Here is a 22,316-nt window from a genome sequence, read left to right on the forward strand (position 1 = left end):
TTAACGCTAACATTTCCCGTTCAAGGGGCAAGAGAAAAAATCAGCATTCCGGAGGCATTGAAAACTGCCGGACCTTTTTTTCGCCGTTTCCTGCGGCATTCACCCCCTGCCTCCATAAAAAACGGGATACCCCGTCAAAGGGATATCCCGTTTCCATCTGAACTGCGGCAGGCAGCCGTTAACTGCCATAAGAGGATTCTACGCGCCGGGCCACATCCCGGTAACCGTATTCGGCATCGTAAATCTGCTGGAATGCCGCCAGGGATTCCTCCTTCTTGCCGAGCTTTTCATAAAGCAGGCCGATCATGTAGAGGATTTCCTTCTTGGTGTCATTCATTTCAATCAATTCCTTGTTGGCCTCTTCCAATTGGCGAAGGGCCATGTCGTGCATGTTCTTGGCGTCATAACATTTGCCGAGCAGCAGCATGGCGCGGATGCGGATATGGGGGTTGTTGCGGGCGCGCTGGAGTTCCGGGATGGCCTCCGTATAGTTGCCGCAGTCAAAGAGGGCCTGCCCGAGTTCAAAACGCGTCTGCGGATCCGTGGGATTGTTTTCCACGCGCTGGCGGCACAGGGCTACCTGCTGTTCGGCGGCTTCCCGGCTGAACTGGGCCAGCTGCTCCTGAAGCTCCTTGTTGTCCGGGTCCGCGGCGGCGCGCTTGCGGATTTCCTCCACCTGGGCCTTGCGCAGGCGCTCGTTCATTTCCCCGGCCTTGTTTTCCAGGGAGATGTCGTTGTTGCTGAGACTGAAGGCGTAGCTATAGAAGGAGTAGGCGTTGGCCCAGTCCTCCATCTGTTCGTAAACGTTGGCGATGTCCCGCACCACGGCCTGATCCTGCTGGTTCTGGGCATAGCGGGCGGAAAGAAGGCCCAGGCGTTCTTCCAGTTCCGCACGGGTAAGGCCTTTCTTGTCGCTCTTGTCCAGGGCGTTCGTTTCGGAAGAATCCTTCATCACGTCCTTGAAGCTCTTGGCCTCCTCCCACTTCTGTTGCTGCATCGTGGCGCGGGCCATGCAGTCCTTCTCGCTTTTCACCGCCACGCTGTCCGTGGGGTCCAGCTTCACGATGTCGTGGAACACTTCCGCGGCCTTGGCCGGAAGATCTCTGGAGACATAGTGGGAAGCCAGCATATGGAGCATTTTCTTGTTGGCGGGATGCCCCTGGCGGATGGTTTCCAGCGCAAAGGCGGCCAGGTCCGGAAAGTCCACCTCCATGGCGGCTGCGTACAGCGCCTCATTCACCGGAATGCTGTAAGGATCGTTTTCCAGTTCGTCCTCCAGGGAGGAGAGCTGGGTGGCCGCATCCTTTTTGGATGAGGTGAGCTTGCTGGTGCTGATTTTCATGCCGCTGAACAGGCCGCCCTTCTTGGGCTCCGGATTCAGCTTGATTTCACAGGCGCGCAGGGCCTGCCGGCCTTCCAGAAAGCCCGGCAGCTGCTTTACCAGCGCCTTGAGAAGGCTGACAGCATAGGGAAAGTTGTTCATATCCACCGCCTGGCGGGCGCGCACCCAAAATTCGGCCTGCTGGGGGGTCAGCTGGTCTTCTGTAATCGTATCAATCATGGAACTTTATGAGTGTAAATGATAAGCATCGAGAAAACCCCAAACAGGGAGTTCCCGCATGTAATAGTTTAATACTATCAATCAGGGGGGCGTATTTCAATCTTGTTTTTTGTTCCCGTTAGGAAAAAATACGCCGCATGAGACTGGACGCTCTTTTATCCCGCTACGGGTACTGTTCCAGGCGGGAAGCGCCGGGATGGATCAAACGCCACTCCATTACGTCCGGGGGGAGCGCATGCGCCAACCCCGCGGACAAAGTTCAGGCGGAAGACGTCCTGATAGACGGAGAACCGGTGGAATTCCCGGAAGGGCTGTATGCGGCCCTCCACAAGCCAGCCGGCTACACATGCAGCCACGACGAAGAGGAAGGGGACGTGATTTACGACCTCCTGCCCTTCCAGTGGAGACACCGGAATCCCGCCGTTTCCTCCGTCGGACGGCTGGACAAGGAAACGTCCGGATTGCTCCTGATCACGGACGACGGCAAGTTCATCCACCGCATGACTTCCCCCAGGCACCACGTTGCCAAAGTGTACGAGGCTGCCACGGAACAGGACATCCCGGCGGAGGCCGTGGAACTGTTCGCCGCCGGCACGCTGACGCTGGAGGGAGAAAGGCACCCCTGCGCCCCCGCCCGCCTGGAAATCCTGGAACCGCGCCGCGCACTGCTGACGCTGACGGAAGGAAAGTACCACCAGGTGCGCCGCATGCTGGCCGCCGTGGGCGCTCCCGTGGCCTCCCTGCGCCGCGTTTCCATCGGCAGGCTGAAGCTTGAAGACCTGAACCTGGAACCCGGAGCCTGGACGCCCATCCGCCCGGACATGATTTAATCCCTCCTTCCATGTGGATTCCCATCTCCGACGAGCCTATTTCCTGTTTCCCTCATTTTGATGTGGCGGCGGAGTCGGAAGACTGGATTGTGGTGAGCAAGGGAGCCCCGCTGATCGTCCATCCGTCCAACGGGAAGCGGGAACCCAACCTGCTGGAAGGCGTGGAGGAGCTGCTGCGTTACGAACTGGTCAACGGAGCCGCCCTTTCCCTTGTCAACCGGCTGGACAGGGAAACCAGCGGCCTGACCCTGATTGCGAAAAACAGAAGCGCCGCCCGCCAGCTGGGGCGCGCCATCCAACGGCGGCTGATGCACAAGGAATACCTGGCCATCGTCAGGGGATGGCCAGAATGGAAGGAAACGGTCTGCACGGCCCCCATCCTGCGGCAGGGGGAAGTAGGGGAAAGCCGCATCTGGGTAAAACAAACAGTACATCCCGCCGGAAAGGAATGCATCACGGCATTCCGTGTAGAGCGCACCCTGGAATCGGCCAGCGGCCCTCTGGCCCTGGTCCGGTGCATTCCGGAAACAGGCCGCATGCACCAGATACGCGTGCATCTGGCGCATCTGGGCCATTCCATCGCGGGAGACAAGATTTACGGCCCCTCCGAGGATTGCTACCTGGAATACATCCAGCACGGCTGGAACCGGGAACTGGAGAAGCAGCTGATCCTGCACCGCCATGCCCTGCACGCCTGCCGGCTGGAGTTTCCCTTTGATGAAGAAACCTTCACCGCGGAATCCCCCTTGCCGGAGGATATGAAAAGGCTACTGGACCTTTAGGAAGACAAGCCTCAAATCACCTGGATGACGTCGCCGCGGTCAAACCGGACTTTGGCCAGCCGGGCATACTTGTCCGCTTCCTCATCCCGGTAGCCCAAGGCCAGGGCGCAAAGCGTATAATACGGGGAATCCTCCAGCTTCAGGATACGGTCGTATGCCTCCGGGTCCATGCCTTCCAGCGCGCACGTGTCTATCCGCAGGTCCGCGGCGCAGCTCATCATGAATCCCAGCGCGATATATACCTGGCGTTCCAGCCATGCCTTGAGCACGTCCGGGGATTTGGAACCCGCCAGCTCAACAATGCGGTCCCGGTAAAGATTCAGGGATTCCATCGTCACGCCGCGCACTTCCACAATGCGTTCCAGATAGCGCTGCACGTCTTCCGGGGAAAAGCCCCTGCGCGCGCAGAACACCACCAGACGGGAGGAATCCGTCACCTGCGGCTGGTCCCAGGAAACGGAGCGGAGCTCCGCACGCACGGACGGATCCTGCACGTCAATGAACTTCCACATCTGCAACCCCAGGGAGGAAGGGCTCAAATGCAGGGATTCCAGCAGGGCGTTCCAGTCCGCCTCCGGAATGCGGCGGTCCGGGTTGAATATTTTGGTGGCGTAGCGCCATTCCAGCGTTTTAATCAATTCCTGAGCATTCATATTCATGATAAGACCAATGGTTCGGAGCTTCCCGCGGATGCATGGCGCCCCAACGCACTTTTCATGCCATCCGCTTCCGCCCTGTATGCCCTATCATCCTTTTTCTCTGCCGGAATGCAAGCCAAGGTTCCGGCAAACAGGCGTCATGGCACCAGAACGCCCCGGCCGTCATCCGGAAGAAACGGCGGCAAACAGGACAGGAGGCCCCCCTGCCGTAAACGGAACGGCGGAATGCGCGGAAAAGGCTATCTCCACCGTTCCCACGGAATTTTGCCGTCTCCAAATGCAAGACTACAGGAATTTGACCGGCATATGGTCCCCGGTTTCCTGGATTGTGAAGCTGATGCCCAGGCCGAATTCATTCCTGCCGCCGTTTTTGCGGACGAAGGCCCCCACCCCCAGGTACCATGAACCCATATTGTGGTACACGTTGTATTCCTGGATATCCAGCTTGCCATCCAGCAGGGAGAAACGCCATTTGCCGCTGAAAGCCCAGGCCTCCGAAAAACGCTGGAGAATGCGCAGGTCAAGCTGGCTGTTGTCCTCCAGCAGGGCGTGCTGGTTCAAATAACGGTGCCCCACGGAAATTTCCGTGGACCGCCAGGGCATGAAGCGCAGGGAGTTGTTATACTCACGGCAGCCGGAAACCTTGTCCTTGCCCAGAAGGGGAGCCTGCATTTCCGACCGGAACTCCATCCACGGCACGGGATTCCAGCGCATGAAGGAGAACAGGTTGGAGAAGTCCCGCTGGTCAACGGGATCATACAGGTAGGCATCCATGAACACGTCCCAGGAAAACCAGCGGTGGGAATTGGCATCCCGGCTGGTCATCAGCATGTTGCGGAGCCCGTAGCGGAAAACCAGTCCGGTAGAAAGGGAATCGATTTCCGTGTACCTTCCCATGCTCAGGGAAAGGGGATTGGTAGTAGGCGTTTCCCCGTCAATCTGGGGGTAAAGTTCATGCAGCGTGTTGGTCTTCACGTACGCCAGCGTGAAGTGCGGCTGGACAATGTGGTTCATGCCGTTGAGCCCCAGCGAATCACTGTACACCGAAGAATAGCGGCGGGAAAATTTGAAGTCCGCGTCCGCCCCCGCGTAAAAAATGCCCTGGTTGAGCGGCTTGTTGTCTCCCGTATCGTAATATCCCGTGTAGCCGCCGCCCAGCTTGGGGGTGAGGTTCAGGAATCCCATGATTTTATGGGAAGCGGAAAATTCGTGGAATGTGTGGAACCTGCTGTATCCGTCCGTCATGAGCATGCGGGCCCAGTAGTCGTAGGCAGGGCTTCCCGGGTCCAGGCGGTCCACCAGGTCCCGTAAATCCGTCCGCATGAAGGAAGGCACATACTGCTTCAGGAAGGCGAAGCTGGTGCGGCTTTCATACATGACGGGGGAACGGAAGATGGGAGACTTGACGCGTTCGTAGCTCAATTCCGTCCGCTGGTCCGCTATGTAGAAATTGTTGGGCACGAAACGGTGCAGAAGGGAAAAATCATGGGTATCGTCCGTGCGGGAAAGAAGCACCGTGTTGTCCGGAGAAGAGTTGCGCTGGTAAATTTCCGGATAGAAGTCACGCAGCATGTACTCGTCGCTCAGCATGTTGACGTTGGCCTTCAGACGCCATTCCGTCAGGGCGTTTTCCCGGAGGGACCACATCTGCTGGAGCGCCAGGCGCCACCTGTCGGGATCCAGATGTTCACGGTACTCGTCGTCGCCCGCGGAAATCTTCGCCCCTCGGTCACGGGTCATGTACACGGACAAGCCCGTCATGTCCGGGCATCTCTCCTCCAGCGGCACGTCCCGGATGTCCAGGCCGTACGCAAAACCGCGCCGGGTGCGGTAGTCCAGATGCAGGGTGCCCAGGTAATCGGCGGAGGGCATGTGGTTTTCCACCCTCCTGTTCCCCAGCAGAAAACCGTACTCGTTCAGCAGGTAAGGCCCCCAGATGGATCTGACGCCGGGCATGGGCAGGTACCCCACCTCCGGATTCAGGGAATGGCTGAGGTAGGGGAAATAAAAGAAGGGAACGCCGCCGTAATGGAGCGTCAAATTCTTGAAGGAAAACCTGTCTTCCGGGTAAACGCGTATCCTGTCCGCGGAAATCCACGTGAGGGGGTCGCTGACGTCCTCCGCCGTTACGGAAGCATTAAATGCCTCCAGATAGGGTTCCCCCTTCTCGTCCGTCCTGTACTCGAAGTTGCCGCTACGCAGAATCATCCCGTCCACCTTCGTCCGCAACGCATCGGACGTGAACAAGTCGCTTTTCCGGTCATATTCCGCACTGCCGGCGCGCGTCAGGCTGCTGGTGTTCGTCCGGCTGTCATGCTGGTAAATGGACAGGTTGCCCTTGAAAAAAACCTTGTCGGCGGCGGCATCCACCTCCGCCCGGTCGGCAAACACTTCCAGCCCGGTGTCCGTAACGATGCGGACCTGCGGAGCGCCTTCAAAGATGAACGTCTTGCGATCGTGGATATAGTGGAAAGGGCCGTCGTTGGAGATTTCCAGATAGGAGGGCATCTCCGGCATCATGGAACCGGAAAACAGGTTTCCGGCGCGTTCCGTCCGGTCTTCCTTCTCCCCGTCTCCGGCAGGCGGTCCGCCAGGAGCGTCTTCCACAGCCGTTTCCGCAATCAGGGGCACACTCAAGGCGATCAGCGCCGCCGCGCCCCATAGCTTTGCGTTCATCCCTATCATGGCTAGTCCACAGAACACTATGAGAAAGGACAAAAGACAAGCCTAATGTCACATTTCTCCGCCAGTGGCCGCCAAATTTTACCGGGCAAGAACGCCATTGGCAATGATACCCCAGTCCGCCGTATTCCCGTCTCCGGCGTCATCCACGCGGATTTCCAGCTTTTTGCCGCCCTCCACCGCCACCTGGACGGGTACGGAAGAGCCGTCTTTCAGCACGGGGGATTCAAAGAGCTTTTTCCCGTCCAGATAAACGCCGAACCTGACGCTGCCGCGGGAGCCGAACGGAAGACCCACATCCGCCCGGAATTCCTTCCAGGCGCCATTCAGGTCATAGGCGAAAACCGCCGGGGCATGCGCCAGAATGAAACGTTCCGGACGGCCTATGGTCTTGAAGAACGGAACGGGCCCCAGATCCGACGGGAAAAGGACATCCCACAGGGGAACCGCCCAACCCACCTGGGCCACGGAAGGCTTGCAGTCATTCAGGCTGATGCTGGCAAGATCGGCGGGAACTCCGGCGGGCGTGAATTCCTGGGAGGCGTCCCTGCGCTCCAGGGCGCGCTTCCAGACAGGAAGCCATTCCTGCACCTCCGGCCTGGCGCCATGCCTGCGTTCCACTTCCTCCAGCGCCTTTTTCGCTTCATTCATGCGGCCGCGTATCCACAGGTTCTGCACATCGCCGAAGTAAACGGACTGAGCCAGCGAAGGCACCCTGGCCCCCTTCCCGTCCAGCCACACGGGCAGCGTGGTCATGCAGCGCGTGCTGTCGCAGTTCAGGACGGCCACGCGCATCTCGATGAAGCCTCCCTTGAAGCCCGGCCTGCAAATGGTCAGGTCAAACTCTCCCTCGTCATTCAGCGCGGCGCCCACGGCATTGGAATCATAGTCGGAACCGCCGGGCGGGTCCAGATGGACCACAACCCCGTAGGCGGGGCGGTCCAGCCTGGCCTTCCCCTTCAGGCGCAGGCCGTTCTTGACGGGAACGGCCTCCAGCCGTTCAAAGGAACCCGGCACGTACTTGCCGATCATGCGGCCGAAAGAGGCGTCCGGAGGAAGGGACGTTTCCACGCCGTTGAAGAGAGGCACGCTGGCCAGCTTCAAGGCATCCGTGGGCGACAGGAACGAGCCCTTGCCCTCCTTGCGCAATTCATTGCCGTATGTATAATTGCCGGAACCCATCAGAGATTCTCCGGCATCGGGATAATCCCATCCCGTCCCCGTGTGGGGCAGACCGAAGGAGTGCCCCAGTTCATGAGCCGTTCCTCCTATGTAAATGGAGGCATTCCTGCCTTTGGTGACTTTGAAGCGTCCTCCCTCCATCATGGATGTGTCCAGGAAATTGGCGGGGTCCAGCCCTTCCTGGTCACAGGTCCAGCCGGTGCCCTGGTGGCTGAAGCCGCCGCCGTAATAGGGCCCCACGCCATCCGGAAGCTGGCAGATGATCAGCACATGCTCCTTTTCAATGTCGATTCCCTTGGAAGCCAGCACCTTCCTGGCGGCCTCACGGGAAACGGGACCGGAATTCTGCACGTTCATTCCGCTCATGGGCTTGTCCACATAGGCGTCATGCACAATCAGGCGGCCCCGGTCGTCCAGGTCCAGCTTGAACGTCAGGGGAGGAAAGCCGTTGGCCTGCATCTGGTCCGCATAATAGGCCTGGATATTTTTCAGCAAATGGTCATACCGTTCCCGGTACTTGTCCAGGGCCGGTCTGTCCTTGAACGTTACGTAAACCACATGCAGCTTTCTGCCGGACACGGGTTTTCCCTGATGATAGGCGCTCAATGTCTTCCAGGCCGCTTTTGCGGTGGCGACATCCCGGGGATTCGCCTTCCAGCTCACGGGCAGGCGGGTAAACTCCGCTCCTTCTGCGGGCGCAGCAGGCTGAACGGGAACGGCAGTGGAGGCATCTCCGTCCATGCCGAAGGCATTCCAGTTCCCCATCCCCAGGGCCAGCAGGAGTACAAAAAAGCGTTTAGACATAAAATCCATGAAGTCGTCAGGATATACGCGTGAAACGGAGATGTTTTATCACCGCATCATTCACCAGGCGGTTCATGTTTACGGAAAATGAATCATACGCCAGCTCCACGCGGCACGGCCCCGGCTTCAGCACGACCTCCACGGCAGTGGAATAAATGAAGTAGTCCCAGTTGCCCGACCGGGACGTATGGGGGAAGGCCAGCGTGCCCGCACGCCGCCCGTTCAGGTACAGGCTGCGCATGGCGCAGGTATTCCCGTCGGAAACGTCATAGGTGCCGTTGGCAAAAAACGCATCCACCCGGTACACGCCCGGACGGTCGATGTTCACGTTGTAAAACAGCGCGTCCGGAGACTTCGTGACGCGGGAGGACCAGACCTCGTCCCCGGCCAGGCCGCAGGGGCGCGTCTCCAGGCGCGAATCCGCGGAAGGATACTCATTGGGCTCATTCAGGAAGGATTCCCGCCCATCCAGCGCAACCGCCATCACCTGGTAATGCACTTCCCCTTCCGCAGGGGCGGCAATGTAGTAGCAATATTCCGTCTGGGATACAGGAATGCCGTTCCGGAATACACGGTAATAATCCGCTCCGTCCACGGCGGCCCAGGCGATGCCGTGGCGGCCGGCCTTCCATTCGGGGGACGCCAGGCTCCGTTTTACATGCGACAAATTCACCTGCCCGGCGTTTTCACCATCTGACGCCAGTTCCAGTTCCACCCCTATCCTTCCCTTTCCCCCCGCGGGCAGCACCGGGTCCGCATCCTGCCCGTTGATCCGGCACCGGACAATCCGCCTGCCCTGCCCGCTCACCCTGGCATCAACCGTCATGCCGCGGTATTGCAGTCCGGACAGTTCATGCACGCCCGCGAAGGAATCCGGAATGCACGGGCGGAACTCCAGGGAATCTGGGGAAACGCGGAGTCCGAACAATCCCTTGTAAAAACCTCCCAGCATGCCGGCAATGCTCCAGAGCTGGCTGTCGGAACTGAGCAGGAGTCCCTCGTCCAGACCCGTTTCCAGAAGAAGGTTCTCCTTGTTGGTGCCGCACAGGAGCGCGGCCCGCACCATGCAGGCCAGCGCCAGCGCCAGCCCGCATTCATTCCCTGTGGCCGCGGCGGCCTGCGCGTAATACCCCTCCAGGAACGGCCAGGTGGCCCGGTTGTGATACGGAGCCACGTCTTCCGGCATCTGGGGATGAAAACAGGGAATGCCGTAAACACAATGGGGCAGCGCGGCCACCATGCGCGCCGCATGGGCGCCATGCGCATGGCCCAGCAGCACGCAAAGCATGTTCCCCAGGCTGTCCACCTTTTCCGACAGCACGGGGTACCCCCGGCCATACAGATACTGTCCGTACAGATCGCTGCCCGGAATGCGGAAAAACTTTTCAATCACTCCGGAAAGGGCCTCCCCCTTTCCGTCCCATTCCCGCGCCTTTCCTTCCATCCCCAGCTCCCGGAACATCCGGGCCAGCATTTTCCGGGCTGCGGCATGCAGAATCATGGTGGAAAGGCTGGAAGAATCGCCGATGTCCGCCGAAGTCATCCAGGCCGGATAGCTCTGTTCCCGCCAATCCAGGAAGGAAGACTCCCCTCTCATCAGGCCGCCTGTTGCGGTCAGCACCTTTTCATCCTTCAGGCAGGTCTTTTCCAGCACGCGGGACGCCCGGAGCAGCCAGTCCCCGTCCCCCGTCAGGCAATACGCCTCCCACGCAGCAACGCTCCACACCACCCGGTCCGAGGAAATGGGCCAGGAACCGCCCGTTCCGGTATCCTGCTCTACCTCCCCCTTCCGCACACGGGCCTGCAAACTTTTCATGCAGGCCTGGACGTTCCACATTCCCAGCCCCAGATGGGTGGCGTACGCAATGTCCCTGGTCCACACCGTGGGCCAGTTGGCTCCGGTACGGAAGGTGCCTTCCTCATTGATCAGGGCTCCCGCCTCGTTCAAGGCCAGGCAGTACGCCTTGTTCAAGACTTCAAATCCGCTGTGATAGCGCGGGCCGTATTCCGTCTCCGGCACAATGCGCCATTCGGAATACCGGCCGTTCTTCATGGTCCTCACCCGGCCGTCCTTTTCCACTTCCGCCCAATGGGAGTCATCCTGGATCAAGCGGCTTCCGGTCAGCGTAAACGCTTCTCCCCTGTATAATATGCGGTCCTGGTCCATAAATGAAACGGCATTCGAGTCTATTACCCTGCCTATAACATGAAAATCAATTCCTGTCCCGCCGAAAATGAGGCTTATGGAACGATGCGGACAATAAAAAACCGGGCTCCCCCGCAGAGGAACCCGGCTTACAAAACACAAATCAACGTTTAGTGCTGCAACAGAGAAGTAACGGCGTCGCGTTCCTCCTTCAGTTCATTGACGGTGACGTCAATCTTTTCCTGGGAGAACACGTCGATCGGAAGGCCCTGCACGATTTCCCAGCCGCCGTCCTTGGTGGTGCGGATCGGGAAGGAGCAAATGAGGCCCTTTTCAATGCCATAGGAACCATCGGAGCAGACGGCCACGGAATACCAGTCGCCTTCGGGCGTCTGGGTAGCCAGGCTGCGCACGGTATCCACGGCGGCGGAAGCGGCGGAAGCGGCGGAGGAAGCTCCACGAGCCTTGATGATGGCGGCGCCGCGCTGCTGGACGGTGGTGATGAAGTCGCCCTTGAGCCATTCCGTATCCTTGATGACTTCCGTAACCGGCTTGCCGCCGATCTTGGCATTCGTGAAATCCGGATACTGGGTGGAGGAGTGGTTGCCCCAGATGGCCACGTTGGTCACTTCCGTCACATGAACCCCGGCCTTTTCAGCCAGCTGGCTCTTGGCGCGGTTTTCATCCAGGCGGGTCATCGCGAAGAAACGGTCGGAGGGAACGCCGCTGGCATTATGCATGGCGATCAGGGCGTTCGTATTGCACGGGTTGCCGACGACCAGCACGCGCACATCCTTGGCGGCGCTGCGGGCGATGGCCTGGCCCTGGCCGATGAACACCTTGCCGTTGATGTCCAGCAGGTCCTTGCGTTCCATACCGGCCTTGCGGGGAACGGAACCGACCAGAAGGCACCAGTTGGCGCCTGCAAACGCTTCATCCGGATCACTGGTGGGGACGATCTCGTTGAGAAGCGGGAACGCGGCATCACGCAATTCCATCACAACGCCTTCCAGGGCATTCATGGCCGGCGGAATTTCCAGCAGGCGCAGATTGATGGGCTGATCCGGTCCCAGCATGCTGCCGGAGGCAATGCGGAACAGCAGAGAGTAGGCAATTTGTCCGGCGGCTCCTGTAACGGTAACGGTGATAGGTGTTTTCATAACTTAAACTAAAAATGGACAGATTTGCTCTGTCTGACCGCAGGTATAACACAACCGGAGGAGGGGCTCAATCAGTAACTTTTTATGCTGGCAGAAAAAAAGCATTCCCCATTATCATTCCTCATTATGCTTGAATATGCCCCTGCCCGCATTTATTCTTTTTTTACTAATTTTTTACCTTCATCATGAATTTAACCATTATCGGGAGCGGATATGTTGGACTGACTACGGGGACCTGCTTCGCGGAAATGGGCCACCATGTCATCTGCGTAGACAACAACAGGGAAAAAATCCGGACGCTGCAATCCGGGTCCATTCCCATTTACGAGCCCAAACTGGAAGACCTCATCAGGAAAAACGTGGCCGTGGGGCGGCTGGAATTCTCCCCGGACATCGCTTCATCCATTCCGCAAAGCGACGTCATCTTCATCGCCGTGCCCACGCCGCCCAACACGGACGGCTCCGTGGACCTGACCTACATTGAAAAAGTGGCGCGGGAAATCGCCGAAGTCCTAAAGCCGGAAATGGGCTACAAGGTCATTGTGGACAAATCCACGGTACCCGTCAAAACAGGAGAAAAAGTCAGACAGACCATCAAGCGCTATGCGGGGCCGGACGTTCAATTCGACATCGTTTCCAATCCGGAATTCCTGCGGGAAGGCTGCACCGTGGACGACCTTCTCCACCCGGACCGCATCGTCATCGGGGCCAACTCCGAACGGGCCATGAATGTCATCAAGCGCGTTTACCAGCCCATTCATGCCCCCATTCTGGAAACGGACGTCAACTCCGCGGAACTCATCAAGTATGCGGCCAACTCCTTCCTGGCCCTGAAAATCTCCTACATCAACGCCGTGGCCAAGGTATGTGAAAAAACCGGGGCGGACGTGGAGCTCGTGGCGGAAGGCATCGGGATGGACAAGCGCATCTCCCGCCACTTCCTCAACGCGGGACTGGGCTACGGCGGCTCCTGCTTCCCGAAGGACGTGAAAGCCTTCATCAACATCAGCCGTACGCTGGGCATTCCCTTCACCCTGCTGGAGGAAGTGGAACGCATCAACGACTCCCAGCACACGCACTTCCTGGATCAAATCAGGGACCGCCTCTGGGTGCTCAAGGACAAGAAAATAGCCGTATGGGGCCTGGCCTTCAAACAGAATACGGACGACATACGCGAATCCATCTCCCTCAAGCTGTGTGAAAAACTCCGCAAAGAAGGGGCCATCGTCACCGCGACGGACCCCAAGGCCATCGGCACGGCACGTTCCAGGCTGGAGGAGCTGGGCGTCACTCCGGTGGAGGACATGTACGAATGCGCGCGGGACGCGGAAGTGCTGATCATCGCCACGGAATGGAGCGACTACGCCAATGCGGACCTGCAAAAACTGGCGGAAATCATGCGCAACCGCATCATTTTTGACGGGAGGAACATCCTGTCCCCCGCCAACATACGGGCCGTGGGATTTGAATACCACTCCGTGGGCCGTCCTTTCATCGAAGAAGCCTGATTCCGCCGCAACAGGCGCCCGCGCCTGTACAAGCAATTTGAAAAAAGGCCCCGGAGCTGTTCAACGCTCCGGGGCCTTCCATCATTAATGCGCTATCCTGCTAATCCTTTAAAACTCAAACTGAATACCCGCGCGCAAATAAAACCCGGGATCATAGTGGCGTTTCTCCAGTTCATGATTCCCATTGCTGGTCTTGAGCGTGCCGGAATTTCCAAAAGAAAAGCCTACGTCCGTCATCAGCCGGGGACGGACACTCCCCCAGCGTCCCAGCCCGATATTGGCCCCTACCCCGGCAACGCCGGAAATCCACTCGAACTGCCGCACGCGGCGGTCATGATGGATTGTCCACGTACCGGACACGATGGAAACGAAAGGCCCCCACGTCAATCCTTCGCCCACCTTCTTGGTGTAGGAAAGGCGCGCGCCTTCAAGCTGGAGGCTCCAGTTATTGCCCGTCTTCCATTTGAACTGCAATACGGGGAGCAAGGGAGCTTCTCCAAGCTGGGGGTAATAGCCGATCCCGATGCCGTAGCTGAACCGGTCATTCAGAGGACCGGTAATCATGGCATGCCCGCCGAAAAAGATATTGTTATGCGTCCAGGTATCAAAATCCGTGGAAATCTCCGGTGTGAAGCCAAACACCAGGCGCGTTTTTCCTGAAATGACACAGGAGGCGTTCATGTTCAGCCAGATCGTGTACAGGCGGTCCACGTCCATTTCATCCGCCCCCTGCCCATTGAACCAGGTCATGCGCAGGCCCGTTATCGCGGAGAAGTTCCAGGAGCCGCTGGACATGCGGCACAGGTTTACGTCCGTTACCCAGTTCTGGATATTCACATGGCCGTGACCGTTTCTGGAATCCATGGGCCCCAGCAACTCGAAATAAGACTGGGTGGGGAAAATGGACTTGGAAGAAGATTCCGACTTCGGGGCCGGAGTACTGTGATAGCTTCCGGAATAAGCCTCGGCATAATAGGCGGAATCATAACCGTCGGAAGAATCGGAATCCGGGTAGGGGAGAGTTTCAGCCTGGGCTGCAAGGGACATGCCGGCCACAAGAGAGAGACTCGACAAAAATCGAATGGACATGACGGGAAAATATATGCGCGCGTGCAAGCGGTCAATCAAAAGATATACAAATGACTAATTAATTGATCCCCCATTCCCGAACAGCAGGGCAACGGCGATCATGAGCGCAGCAAGAAACAGATACAAAAGGGCTATCCTGCTTCTCCGGGCAGACAGAACCGCACAAACCACGGAAAACACAAAACACGCCGCCGCCAGCAAAAGAATAATCCCCGCCAGCAAGGGCATTCCCGCCGCGCCCGCGGCCAGCAGCGTCCCCGCCACATACCCGACAAACGACCATCTTAACCCCGCAAACCAGGGAAACGACGCAATTCTCCGCCGGAATCCATGCATGCCCTTACTGTGAACGGCTCCCTCAAAAACCGCAAGGCCAAAGTATTTCCAGCCCCCATTCAGACAATCGTAAAGCCATCATCAAAACAGTTTCTTCCGCTCCGTACCATCACAGCCGCCATTCCAAGCTGGAAACTGGGCGGAAAACCACCCCGAAAACAGGACAAAAAATGCAAGCCATGAAACCTGCAGTTAAAGAGTGGTCGGGAAGACAGGATTCGAACCTGCGACATCCTGCTCCCAAAGCAGGCGCTCCACCAGGCTGAGCTACTTCCCGAATAAAAAAAGGGGATTAAAAAGGATTGGGATAAAAATGGTGGCTCGGGACGGGATCGAACCGCCGACACGGGGATTTTCAATCCCCTGCTCTACCGACTGAGCTACCGAGCCACTTGCTTGCACGAGGAACGTGCTTGCGGGGCGCAATCTATCACCGCCTTTTCAGGATTGCAACAACAAAATACCATTTTTTCATTTTCCCGGACCCATGCCCGACACGGGACTAGAAAAATCTTTTCCAATCTCTCTCGCCTTTTTATATCCACGCTGGGCCCGTCAGGAGGAAGCCTGCGCCAGCAGACCGCTCAGCACCATCGGAAAGATCAGCGCCACCCAGGACAAGGTGTGCAGCATCAGGGGAGGCATGTTTTTTTTCAGCCTGTCCAGGACGAACATGAAGGCGCCGGCCATGGCCAGGCCGTAATAAATCCAGGCATCCGCCGTGTATTCCTGCGCCGCGGCAGCCAGACAGAAAACAACGTAGATCACAATAACGCCCATCCAGACAAGGGACACCATGTCCCGGGCAACGGAATCCTCCCCCTCTTTTTCCCGCTCTTCCTCGTTCCATCTTTCCCGGCTGAACATGCCCAGCACCACCAAAGCCACGAGATACCAAGTGGACGTAGAGAGCTGGGAGCCCCAGCCGCCGCCCAGATTGCCGTAAAAATAGGCCGGGATGCCGGCTCCGGTGGCAAAGGCTACGGAGGCAAAGAAAGCCCCCAGTCCGAATCCCGTGGATATTCCCCCCTTCCGGTAGGGATTGGTGGAAAAAAACAGGAAAAGAATGCTGAATACGCCTGGAAGCAGGGCAAATTCAAAGATCACGACACCCAGCTGGAAGAACATGATCCACAATCCCGTCACGGCGGCCACCGCAATCAGCAGGCAGATGACGAAGCAGTGCCTTCTGGCGAACATCAGGCATTCATCCGTGTGGACGGCGGGATCACCGCGGAAGACTTTAAGCACCCTGTCCAGCATGTTGACGCACCAGACGGCCACGAACAGGAACTGGTACAGCCAGGGAGAAGAAACAACCACCAGATGGGACTGGCTGACGGCAAAAGCCCAGGCCATTGCGGCACAAGGGATTTCCAGCCCCATCAGGGAAAACCACGCCCACCAGGGAGGCCTCTTCAAGAATTGTTCCATTTTTTGCAACATCATCCCGATAACAAGGCTCGTATCAAGCTCCGGCACCGTCATCGCCAAAGTTCCGTTTTTTTCAAAGGCACGCTTGACATGGAGGTTAAGGTCCCTATACTTGTGCTCCCTTGCGTCGGAAACGCAATACATGATCATGAAGAAAGATATCCATCCCCAGTACAATCCGGTTGTCTTTGTCGACATCTCCACCGGCCGCCGTTTCGTGACCCGTTCCACCACCCGTTCCGCAAAGACGGAAGTTATCGACGGGGTTGAGCATTTCGTGATTTCCTGCGGTATCACCTCCGATTCCCACCCGTTCTTCACCGGCAAGAACCAGTTTGTGGACACCGAAGGCCGCATCGACAAGTTCCAGAAGCGTTTCGGCTCCGTCCGCCGCAGCGGCGGCAAGCCCAAGCTCAACAAGTAAGAGCCGCTTCATTTCCATTTTCCCGCCCCGTTTTCTTCCCGGAAAACGGGGTTTTTCATTTGCAGGCTTCTCATTGCCCCGCTTTTCTGCTTCATTGGACTTATCATGTCGCTGACCCCGGACCATTTTGACAGCCAGCCTGCGGAACTCCTCCGTTCCGGCCGGCCCGTGCTGGCCGGCATCAGCGGCGGCCGGGATTCCATGGCCCTGCTTTCCCTGCTTTCCGGAATGGAAGGGTGCCGCGTCATTGCCTGCCATGTGCACCACGGCCTGCGCCCGGAGGCGGATGAAGAAGCGCAGTTCGTCCGGGAGTATGCCGCATCCGCGGGTGTTCCATGCGTTTGGAGGCGGGCGGACGTGGCCGGCATGGCCCACGTCCAGGGCATTTCCACGGAGGAAGCGGCCCGGAAAACACGGCAGAACCTGTTTCTGGAATGGGCCGCGGAATATCCCGGGGCGCTCGTAGCCCTGGCGCATCACCGCAACGACCAGCAGGAAACGGCCCTGCTCCATTTGTGCCGCGGGGCATCCGGCATTCACGGCATGTCCCCCGTATCCATCTGGGCAAACGGGCTGACTGTCGTACGCCCCCTGCTGAATTTTTCCAGAAAGGAAATCACCGCCTATCTGGAGGAGAAAAACATTCCGTGGAGGGAAGACGCCAGCAACCAGTCCACCGAATACACGAGAAACGCCCTGCGCCACCACGTCGTTCCCCGACTTAACGAAATATTCCGCAGGGACACCAGCCTTTCCTTTTCACGCGCCTGCCGGATTGAGAACCAAATCCGCACCGCCCTGGCCCAGGCTCTGGAAGCCATGGACCTGACCGACCCCCAGGGGCGGTTGTACCTTCCAGGCGTCAACCGGCTCCCGCAGGAGTTGAAACAATGCGCCGTGCACCATTACCTCCGGCAGCAGTCCGTGCCGGACCTGACGGAAGCCGCCGTGCTCCGGGTCATGAAGATTCTGGATGCCGACGGCCCTTCCCGCACGTCCCTGCCCGGCGGAAAGATGGCCGTGCGCAAGGAAAAGCGGCTGTTTGTCAAAGACGCTCCGCCACAGATCAATAAAGGGGAGCCACGCCCTGCGGATACAGCAGGTGGAATTTGATGGCTTCATTGCCTACCACCAGCGCGGTGCCGAACATCCTGTCCTCATCCGTCAAGCGCGGAAGCTGGGCGATCGGGAAAAGAAGCCCCCCCAGAATCAGGCCATAGTTGCATACGGAGGGCATCATGCAAATCAGTTTTTTGGAGATATCCGCCGCATCCAGCGTGGGGAACACCCATACATCACTGGGCTGGAGCAGGGAGGTGCGGTGCACGCGCACGCTGTAGGAGTCCGGGGACAGGGCCGCGTCAATCTGGATTTCACCTTCCACGGTGATTTCGTTGTCCAGGCATTCCTTTTCCACGACGCTCCGGGCCAGGGCCGTGGCGGCGCGGGTACGGTCCGCAGCCAGTTCCGGAACGGAACCGTCCGTGGAGGCGCTGAGCATGGCCACGCGGACGCTTTTGCCCAGCATGTGCCGGGCCATTTTGGCCGTTTCCACGGCAAAGTAGGCCATGTTCTCCACTGTGGGATCGGCGGTCACGCCCGTATCCGCCAGGAAGTAGATGCCGCGGCCTCCGAATTTTTTGGCAAATTCCGGAACCATGACGATGGAGATGGCAAACAGGGGCTTCGTGGGCACGGGGTCCTGCCGATATTTGTTCACGGCGCGGAATACGGAAGCCACCCTTTTCATGTTCCCGGCCACAATGGCGTCCGCCTGGCCGTAAAGCACCATCATGGCGGCAAAGTGCACCGGTTCGGAAACGATTTCACGGGTGTTCATCGGCAGGCCGTTCCCGAACATCTGTTCCGCCCGTTCATAACGGTCGCAGAACATTTGAAGGTCAGAGCTTTTTTCCGGTTCAATGATGCGCACGAATTTCAGGGAAATGCCATTCATTTCCGCCATGCGCCGGATGATTTCCTTCCGGCCCAGCAGAATGGGAACGCCGGCCTGTTCGCTCACAAAACGTTCGGAAACGCGCAACACGCGCACATCCTCCCCTTCCGGGAAAACGATGCGCTTGGGGTGCCGCTTCAGGTTGTCCAGCAGCGGCCCAGTGAAGTCATTCAACGGAGAAAAACCTTGCCAATCACTCATAATGTCACGTGTCCTATTCAATGGGACTCTAAAAAAACGCGTCCATAAAAGCAACTCATAAAGTCAAAGACCGCAAATAATCGGGAAAAACCGTTCTTCGGATTGAACCGGGCATGCCGCCATGCTAGCATGGGGCTCCCTCTTCATGTATTGCGATTACCATACACATACGCCCCTGTGCCTGCATGCCTCCGGTACGCCACAGGAATATGTGCAGTCAGCCGTTCGCGCCGGACTGCGGGAATACGGCATTTCCGACCACGCTCCCATGCAGGAGGAGCCGTTTGACGACTGGCGCATGAAGCAGGCGGACATGGGAGCCTACCTGGACTGGATCAGAGAGGCCACGGAACTTGCCGCTCCGCACGGACTGACGGTAAAGGCCGGACTGGAATGCGACTGGTTTCCGGGTATTGAACCCTGGACGGACCACCTTCGGGGCCTGTATGAATGGGATTATCTGATCGGTTCCGTCCACTACCTGGGGGAAAAGGAGGAATTTGACAACCCCTACAAAATGGATTTCTGGAACACGACGGACGTGGAGGACGCCTGGGAACAATACTGGAAACGCTTCCGGGACATGGCCGCCTCCGGCCTATTCCACATCTTGGGCCATGCGGACCTGATCAAGAAGTTCGGCTTCCGGCCCGGCGGGGATCTGCGCCGCTATTATGAACCGGCCCTGGAAGCCATAAGCCGGTCCGGGGCCTGTCTGGAGATCAATACTGCCGGATGGTACAACAAGTGCGCAGAACAGTACCCGGACGAACTTTTCCTGCGGCTGGCCGCAGAGATGGATATTCCCCTGACCATCAGTTCGGATGCCCACGCTCCGGAAAACGTCGGCCGGGATTTTGACCGGGCCGCAGAACTGGCGAGCCGGGCCGGGTTCAGGCAGTTGGCCTCCTTTACTGCCGGAAAAATGCGGTTATTCCCCCTGACCGGAATTTGAGTAGTTTTTTTCACGGTATAAACGTTCGGCCTCCCGGCGGATTGTTGCGGCCGCCCGCATGGCAAAGTTGCTCTGCATATGCACCGCATCAGAAAAGCGAATTTCCTCCTCCGGAGGAATCTGCGCATTGAAGTCAAGCCAGGGCACATTTAATTCCTTGGCAAAACGCGCTACTTTCCACCGCATGGCAGCGGGAGAAATACGGCTCTTCACCGGGAACAAGACCAATACCAGGCGGGATCCGAATTTTTCCTGCACGGCCTTCAGTTGTTGAAGAAGAGCTGCATCCTTCTCAGACCATTTCGTTTCCAAAGGCGAAATAACGGGAGGCATTGGCAGAAGAGCCCATCCCTCCGTATTCTGTACATTAAAATGCTCATTTCTCAATTCCGTGTACAGCAATGTTGAAGCACGGAACAAGGGATTGAATAGAGGGCACCAGGACCCATTCTGCCTCAAATCATGTTCCGGATTTTTATAAACGAACATTTGATCAGCAAACACCCTATCCATCTCCACAACCACATATTCTGCAGGCGGAAGCAGCCCTTTTAACATTAGCTCCAATCCTTCCCGGGCAGAAGAAGCATCAATGCCCAAATTCGCCCAGCCTGCATTCCCCGATTCCACTCCCGGAATTCTGCCCGTAATGGATGACCCCAAAAATACCGTATCTATGCGGTTTTTCGATTCGTTCGCAGCAAATATTCTACCTTTGGAACTATAATAGCTGGAATGGGATTTCCATTGAATCCCCCGCTTATCCAGGCTGTATTTCCATACAGCAACTGCGACCATGCACAGCAGGAACGTCACAAAAACGGAAACCAGAAAGGAGCGTGAAAGTTCCTTGCGTTCAACAACAAGCTTGTAATCCATGATGGGAGATACAATTAAAATTGGAAATAGATAAATCCTTCCGCAGGACCAGAGTTATTAAAAATCATAAAGATCATCAAGCCATACAGGGCCCCTTCCAGCACGCCCCCATGCCACCGGGCATTCCAAGAAATCCGATGCTCCCTGATCCATCCAGCCAGGTGGAACAGGATGACGGGGATACCATATAATATCACTGCATAAGCAACGATATTGGACACAGGTTTATCCCACACCGCAAGCCTTTGGAAAAACAGCGAGAGAGTTTCCATGTCGGGCATTAAAAAAGTCATCCATAAAAAACTTACTGTAAGAAAACAATAGACTCCCCCAAGACATTTGACAAAAGAGTGGGTGGAGCTGCGCCCCCTCCATAGAAAACGTTCCAGCGCCAGAAAACAGCCGTGGCAAGTCCCCCACAACGCGAATTTCCATTCCGCTCCGTGCCACAAACCACCAAGAAACATGACAATGAAAAGATTGATATAAGTTCTTACCTGTCCTTTCCGGTTACCGCCCAAAGGTATGTAGAGATAGTCTCGCAACCAGTGGGAAAGCGTCATGTTCCATCTTTGCCAAAACTCCGTGATGCTGGTGCTGATATAAGGGAAATTGAAGTTGTCCGGCAGGCGGTAGCCGAACAAAACCGCCAATCCGATGGCGATCATGGAATAACCTCCAAAGTCAGAAAAGATCTGGAATGAATAGCCAAACATGAGCGTCAGCAATTCTTTGCCTCCCATGCTTCCCACCAATTCAAGACTTTTCAGATAAGGCGTATATTCAGCCAAATTGTCCGCTACTACCATTTTCAGGAAATACCCAAGCGTCAAGAATTTAAAGGCAGTGCCCCACTGAATATCCCTAAACTTTTTGGATTCTATCTGAGGCCAGAATTGACGGGCACGCACAATAGGCCCTGCAATCAACTGAGGGAAAAACAGCATGTAAAATCCTACATCCCTGGTTGCCTTGACAAAACCGAGAGGAGTGGAATTGATCTGAATTTCACGGGAATCCACGGAACGCACATTTCCTTTGGACACATCAATAATCATGCTAATGCCATGAAATGTGTAAAAAGAGATACCTATAGGCAATGGAATGGATTTCAGCCATTCCGTCCATGAAAACGGCAGCCCCGGAATGATATCAGCAAAGAACCCGGCATATTTGAATGATCCCAAAAGAAGAAGATTCAAAATCACGGCATTCCGCACCCATCCCCGAATTTTGGCATCATCTCCCCTTTCTCTGTGGCGCAAAATAAACAGGCTGCAAACCGTATTCCCAATGCAGGAAACCAGAAGGATGCTTAAAAGGCGCACGTCTTCCCACCCGTAAAACACGGCACTGGCTATCAACAGCAAAGTCACCTGGTACGCTTTTCCCCATCTGCCAGGAACGGGAATATAATATAAGAGGAAAACAATGATTAAAAAATAAACAAATTCGAGAGAGATGAACAACATTTCTCTTTAGATTTTATGAACTTGAAAATGTGAAGTCAACGGCAAATTCCGAAACGCCAATATCTGCTCAGCAGTGGAAAAGAAAATTGTCCAGGTACCCCCTTATTTCATCTTTCCCCTGCCAAAGCCCCACCCGCATCCATCTGCTCCATTTTCAGAAAAAATAAAAAATCTCTACACGAGAACAGTCATCCCTTCCACTCAAAAAGGGAATTAATCCACTCATTTTTCATATTTGATTCCAAACATGCCTAA

General features: G+C 56.8%; 17 protein-coding genes and 2 tRNA genes. 6 read left to right on the forward strand and 13 right to left on the reverse strand.

Translation table 11 applies throughout. The annotated features are described in order from the left end of the window. Positions 1–178 precede the first annotated feature (178 nt). Positions 179–1,561, reverse strand: a complete 1,383-nt coding sequence (locus tag OQH67_RS01720; protein ID WP_215435312.1) for a tetratricopeptide repeat protein — start codon at positions 1,559–1,561, stop codon at positions 179–181. 137 nt (positions 1,562–1,698) lie between these two features. Between OQH67_RS01720 and OQH67_RS01725 the strand changes: the two genes are divergently transcribed. Further along, positions 1,699–2,391 carry a pseudouridine synthase gene (locus OQH67_RS01725; protein ID WP_215435310.1) on the forward strand — a complete coding sequence of 231 codons (693 nt, stop codon included), beginning with the start codon at positions 1,699–1,701 and terminating at the stop codon, positions 2,389–2,391. An 11-nt stretch (positions 2,392–2,402) separates the two neighbouring features. Continuing rightward, the gene (locus OQH67_RS01730) at positions 2,403–3,173 is read left to right on the forward strand and encodes an RluA family pseudouridine synthase (protein ID WP_215435308.1); all 771 of its coding nucleotides are present in this window, start codon (positions 2,403–2,405) and stop codon (positions 3,171–3,173) included. Between the two features lie 11 nt (positions 3,174–3,184). Here OQH67_RS01730 and OQH67_RS01735 read toward each other — a convergent pair whose 3' ends face one another. The 5 genes from OQH67_RS01735 to OQH67_RS01755 all read right to left on the reverse strand — a co-directional run bounded on the left by OQH67_RS01735 (position 3,185) and on the right by OQH67_RS01755 (position 11,806). After that, positions 3,185–3,832 carry an NAD(P)H-dependent oxidoreductase gene (locus OQH67_RS01735; protein ID WP_215435306.1) on the reverse strand — a complete coding sequence of 216 codons (648 nt, stop codon included), beginning with the start codon at positions 3,830–3,832 and terminating at the stop codon, positions 3,185–3,187. Between the two features lie 285 nt (positions 3,833–4,117). Beyond that, positions 4,118–6,508, reverse strand: coding sequence for an LPS-assembly protein LptD (locus tag OQH67_RS01740; protein ID WP_215435304.1), 2,391 nt, complete (start codon positions 6,506–6,508; stop codon positions 4,118–4,120). Between the two features lie 87 nt (positions 6,509–6,595). Next, positions 6,596–8,500, reverse strand: coding sequence for an NPCBM/NEW2 domain-containing protein (locus OQH67_RS01745; protein ID WP_215435303.1), 1,905 nt, complete (start codon positions 8,498–8,500; stop codon positions 6,596–6,598). 16 nt (positions 8,501–8,516) lie between these two features. Then, a complete protein-coding gene (locus OQH67_RS01750; protein WP_215435300.1) occupies positions 8,517–10,667 on the reverse strand; it encodes a hypothetical protein in 2,151 nt (716 codons plus the stop codon). A gap of 149 nt (positions 10,668–10,816) precedes the next feature. After that, positions 10,817–11,806 (reverse strand): malate dehydrogenase, encoded by a 990-nt coding sequence (locus tag OQH67_RS01755; RefSeq protein ID WP_067571257.1) that lies wholly within the window; start codon positions 11,804–11,806, stop codon positions 10,817–10,819. A 185-nt stretch (positions 11,807–11,991) separates the two neighbouring features. On the opposite strand from OQH67_RS01755, the gene OQH67_RS01760 reads away from it, so the two are divergent. Further along, positions 11,992–13,314, forward strand: coding sequence for a UDP-glucose dehydrogenase family protein (locus OQH67_RS01760; RefSeq protein WP_265145584.1), 1,323 nt, complete (start codon positions 11,992–11,994; stop codon positions 13,312–13,314). Between the two features lie 108 nt (positions 13,315–13,422). Here the strand turns inward: OQH67_RS01760 and OQH67_RS01765 are convergent, their stop codons facing one another. From OQH67_RS01765 to OQH67_RS01780, 4 genes are all read right to left on the reverse strand, one after another. After that, entirely contained in the window at positions 13,423–14,403 is a 981-nt protein-coding gene (locus tag OQH67_RS01765; RefSeq protein WP_215435298.1) for an Amuc_1434 family mucin 2-degrading aspartic protease, read from the reverse strand. Positions 14,404–14,939: 536 nt separating this feature from the next. Further along, positions 14,940–15,016: transfer RNA gene (locus tag OQH67_RS01770), tRNA-Pro, on the reverse strand. A gap of 37 nt (positions 15,017–15,053) precedes the next feature. Then, a tRNA-Phe gene (locus OQH67_RS01775) sits at positions 15,054–15,129 on the reverse strand. A 165-nt stretch (positions 15,130–15,294) separates the two neighbouring features. Next, positions 15,295–16,173 carry a hypothetical protein gene (locus tag OQH67_RS01780; RefSeq protein ID WP_215711594.1) on the reverse strand — a complete coding sequence of 293 codons (879 nt, stop codon included), beginning with the start codon at positions 16,171–16,173 and terminating at the stop codon, positions 15,295–15,297. A 148-nt stretch (positions 16,174–16,321) separates the two neighbouring features. On the opposite strand from OQH67_RS01780, the gene OQH67_RS01785 reads away from it, so the two are divergent. Together OQH67_RS01785 and tilS are read left to right on the forward strand one after the other, a co-directional pair. After that, complete coding sequence (locus OQH67_RS01785; RefSeq protein ID WP_067571247.1) at positions 16,322–16,597, forward strand: type B 50S ribosomal protein L31; 276 nt, start codon at positions 16,322–16,324, stop codon at positions 16,595–16,597. Between the two features lie 105 nt (positions 16,598–16,702). After that, positions 16,703–17,710: a tRNA lysidine(34) synthetase TilS gene (tilS, locus tag OQH67_RS01790; protein ID WP_215435296.1), complete on the forward strand. Its 1,008-nt coding sequence runs from the start codon at positions 16,703–16,705 to the stop codon at positions 17,708–17,710. Here tilS and OQH67_RS01795 read toward each other — a convergent pair. Next, complete coding sequence (locus tag OQH67_RS01795; protein ID WP_215435294.1) at positions 17,664–18,755, reverse strand: phosphate acyltransferase; 1,092 nt, start codon at positions 18,753–18,755, stop codon at positions 17,664–17,666. The genes tilS and OQH67_RS01795 overlap by 47 nt on opposite strands. 121 nt (positions 18,756–18,876) lie before the next feature. Between OQH67_RS01795 and OQH67_RS01800 the strand changes: the two genes are divergently transcribed. Beyond that, a complete protein-coding gene (locus OQH67_RS01800) occupies positions 18,877–19,710 on the forward strand; it encodes a histidinol-phosphatase (protein WP_251828162.1) in 834 nt (277 codons plus the stop codon). On the opposite strand, the gene OQH67_RS01805 is transcribed toward OQH67_RS01800, so the two are convergent. Together OQH67_RS01805 and OQH67_RS01810 are read right to left on the reverse strand one after the other, a co-directional pair. Beyond that, complete coding sequence (locus OQH67_RS01805; protein ID WP_215435293.1) at positions 19,687–20,589, reverse strand: hypothetical protein; 903 nt, start codon at positions 20,587–20,589, stop codon at positions 19,687–19,689. The two genes, OQH67_RS01800 and OQH67_RS01805, sit on opposite strands and share 24 nt — an antisense overlap. A gap of 14 nt (positions 20,590–20,603) precedes the next feature. Next, entirely contained in the window at positions 20,604–22,061 is a 1,458-nt protein-coding gene (locus OQH67_RS01810; RefSeq protein ID WP_215435292.1) for an MBOAT family O-acyltransferase, read from the reverse strand. Positions 22,062–22,316 lie beyond the last annotated feature (255 nt).

This window comes from Akkermansia biwaensis, assembly GCF_026072915.1.
Lineage (GTDB): Bacteria > Verrucomicrobiota > Verrucomicrobiia > Verrucomicrobiales > Akkermansiaceae > Akkermansia > Akkermansia biwaensis.

Coding starts and splice junctions, on each gene's coding strand:
- OQH67_RS01720 (WP_215435312.1), bottom strand. CDS start 1,561: ATGATTGATACGATTACAGAAGACCAGCTGACCCCCCAGCAGGCCGAA.
- OQH67_RS01725 (WP_215435310.1), top strand. CDS start 1,699: ATGAGACTGGACGCTCTTTTATCCCGCTACGGGTACTGTTCCAGGCGG.
- OQH67_RS01730 (WP_215435308.1), top strand. CDS start 2,403: ATGTGGATTCCCATCTCCGACGAGCCTATTTCCTGTTTCCCTCATTTT.
- OQH67_RS01735 (WP_215435306.1), bottom strand. CDS start 3,832: ATGAATATGAATGCTCAGGAATTGATTAAAACGCTGGAATGGCGCTAC.
- OQH67_RS01740 (WP_215435304.1), bottom strand. CDS start 6,508: ATGAACGCAAAGCTATGGGGCGCGGCGGCGCTGATCGCCTTGAGTGTG.
- OQH67_RS01745 (WP_215435303.1), bottom strand. CDS start 8,500: ATGTCTAAACGCTTTTTTGTACTCCTGCTGGCCCTGGGGATGGGGAAC.
- OQH67_RS01750 (WP_215435300.1), bottom strand. CDS start 10,667: ATGGACCAGGACCGCATATTATACAGGGGAGAAGCGTTTACGCTGACC.
- OQH67_RS01755 (WP_067571257.1), bottom strand. CDS start 11,806: ATGAAAACACCTATCACCGTTACCGTTACAGGAGCCGCCGGACAAATT.
- OQH67_RS01760 (WP_265145584.1), top strand. CDS start 11,992: ATGAATTTAACCATTATCGGGAGCGGATATGTTGGACTGACTACGGGG.
- OQH67_RS01765 (WP_215435298.1), bottom strand. CDS start 14,403: ATGTCCATTCGATTTTTGTCGAGTCTCTCTCTTGTGGCCGGCATGTCC.
- OQH67_RS01780 (WP_215711594.1), bottom strand. CDS start 16,173: ATGGAACAATTCTTGAAGAGGCCTCCCTGGTGGGCGTGGTTTTCCCTG.
- OQH67_RS01785 (WP_067571247.1), top strand. CDS start 16,322: ATGAAGAAAGATATCCATCCCCAGTACAATCCGGTTGTCTTTGTCGAC.
- tilS (WP_215435296.1), top strand. CDS start 16,703: ATGTCGCTGACCCCGGACCATTTTGACAGCCAGCCTGCGGAACTCCTC.
- OQH67_RS01795 (WP_215435294.1), bottom strand. CDS start 18,755: ATGAGTGATTGGCAAGGTTTTTCTCCGTTGAATGACTTCACTGGGCCG.
- OQH67_RS01800 (WP_251828162.1), top strand. CDS start 18,877: ATGCTAGCATGGGGCTCCCTCTTCATGTATTGCGATTACCATACACAT.
- OQH67_RS01805 (WP_215435293.1), bottom strand. CDS start 20,589: ATGGATTACAAGCTTGTTGTTGAACGCAAGGAACTTTCACGCTCCTTT.
- OQH67_RS01810 (WP_215435292.1), bottom strand. CDS start 22,061: ATGTTGTTCATCTCTCTCGAATTTGTTTATTTTTTAATCATTGTTTTC.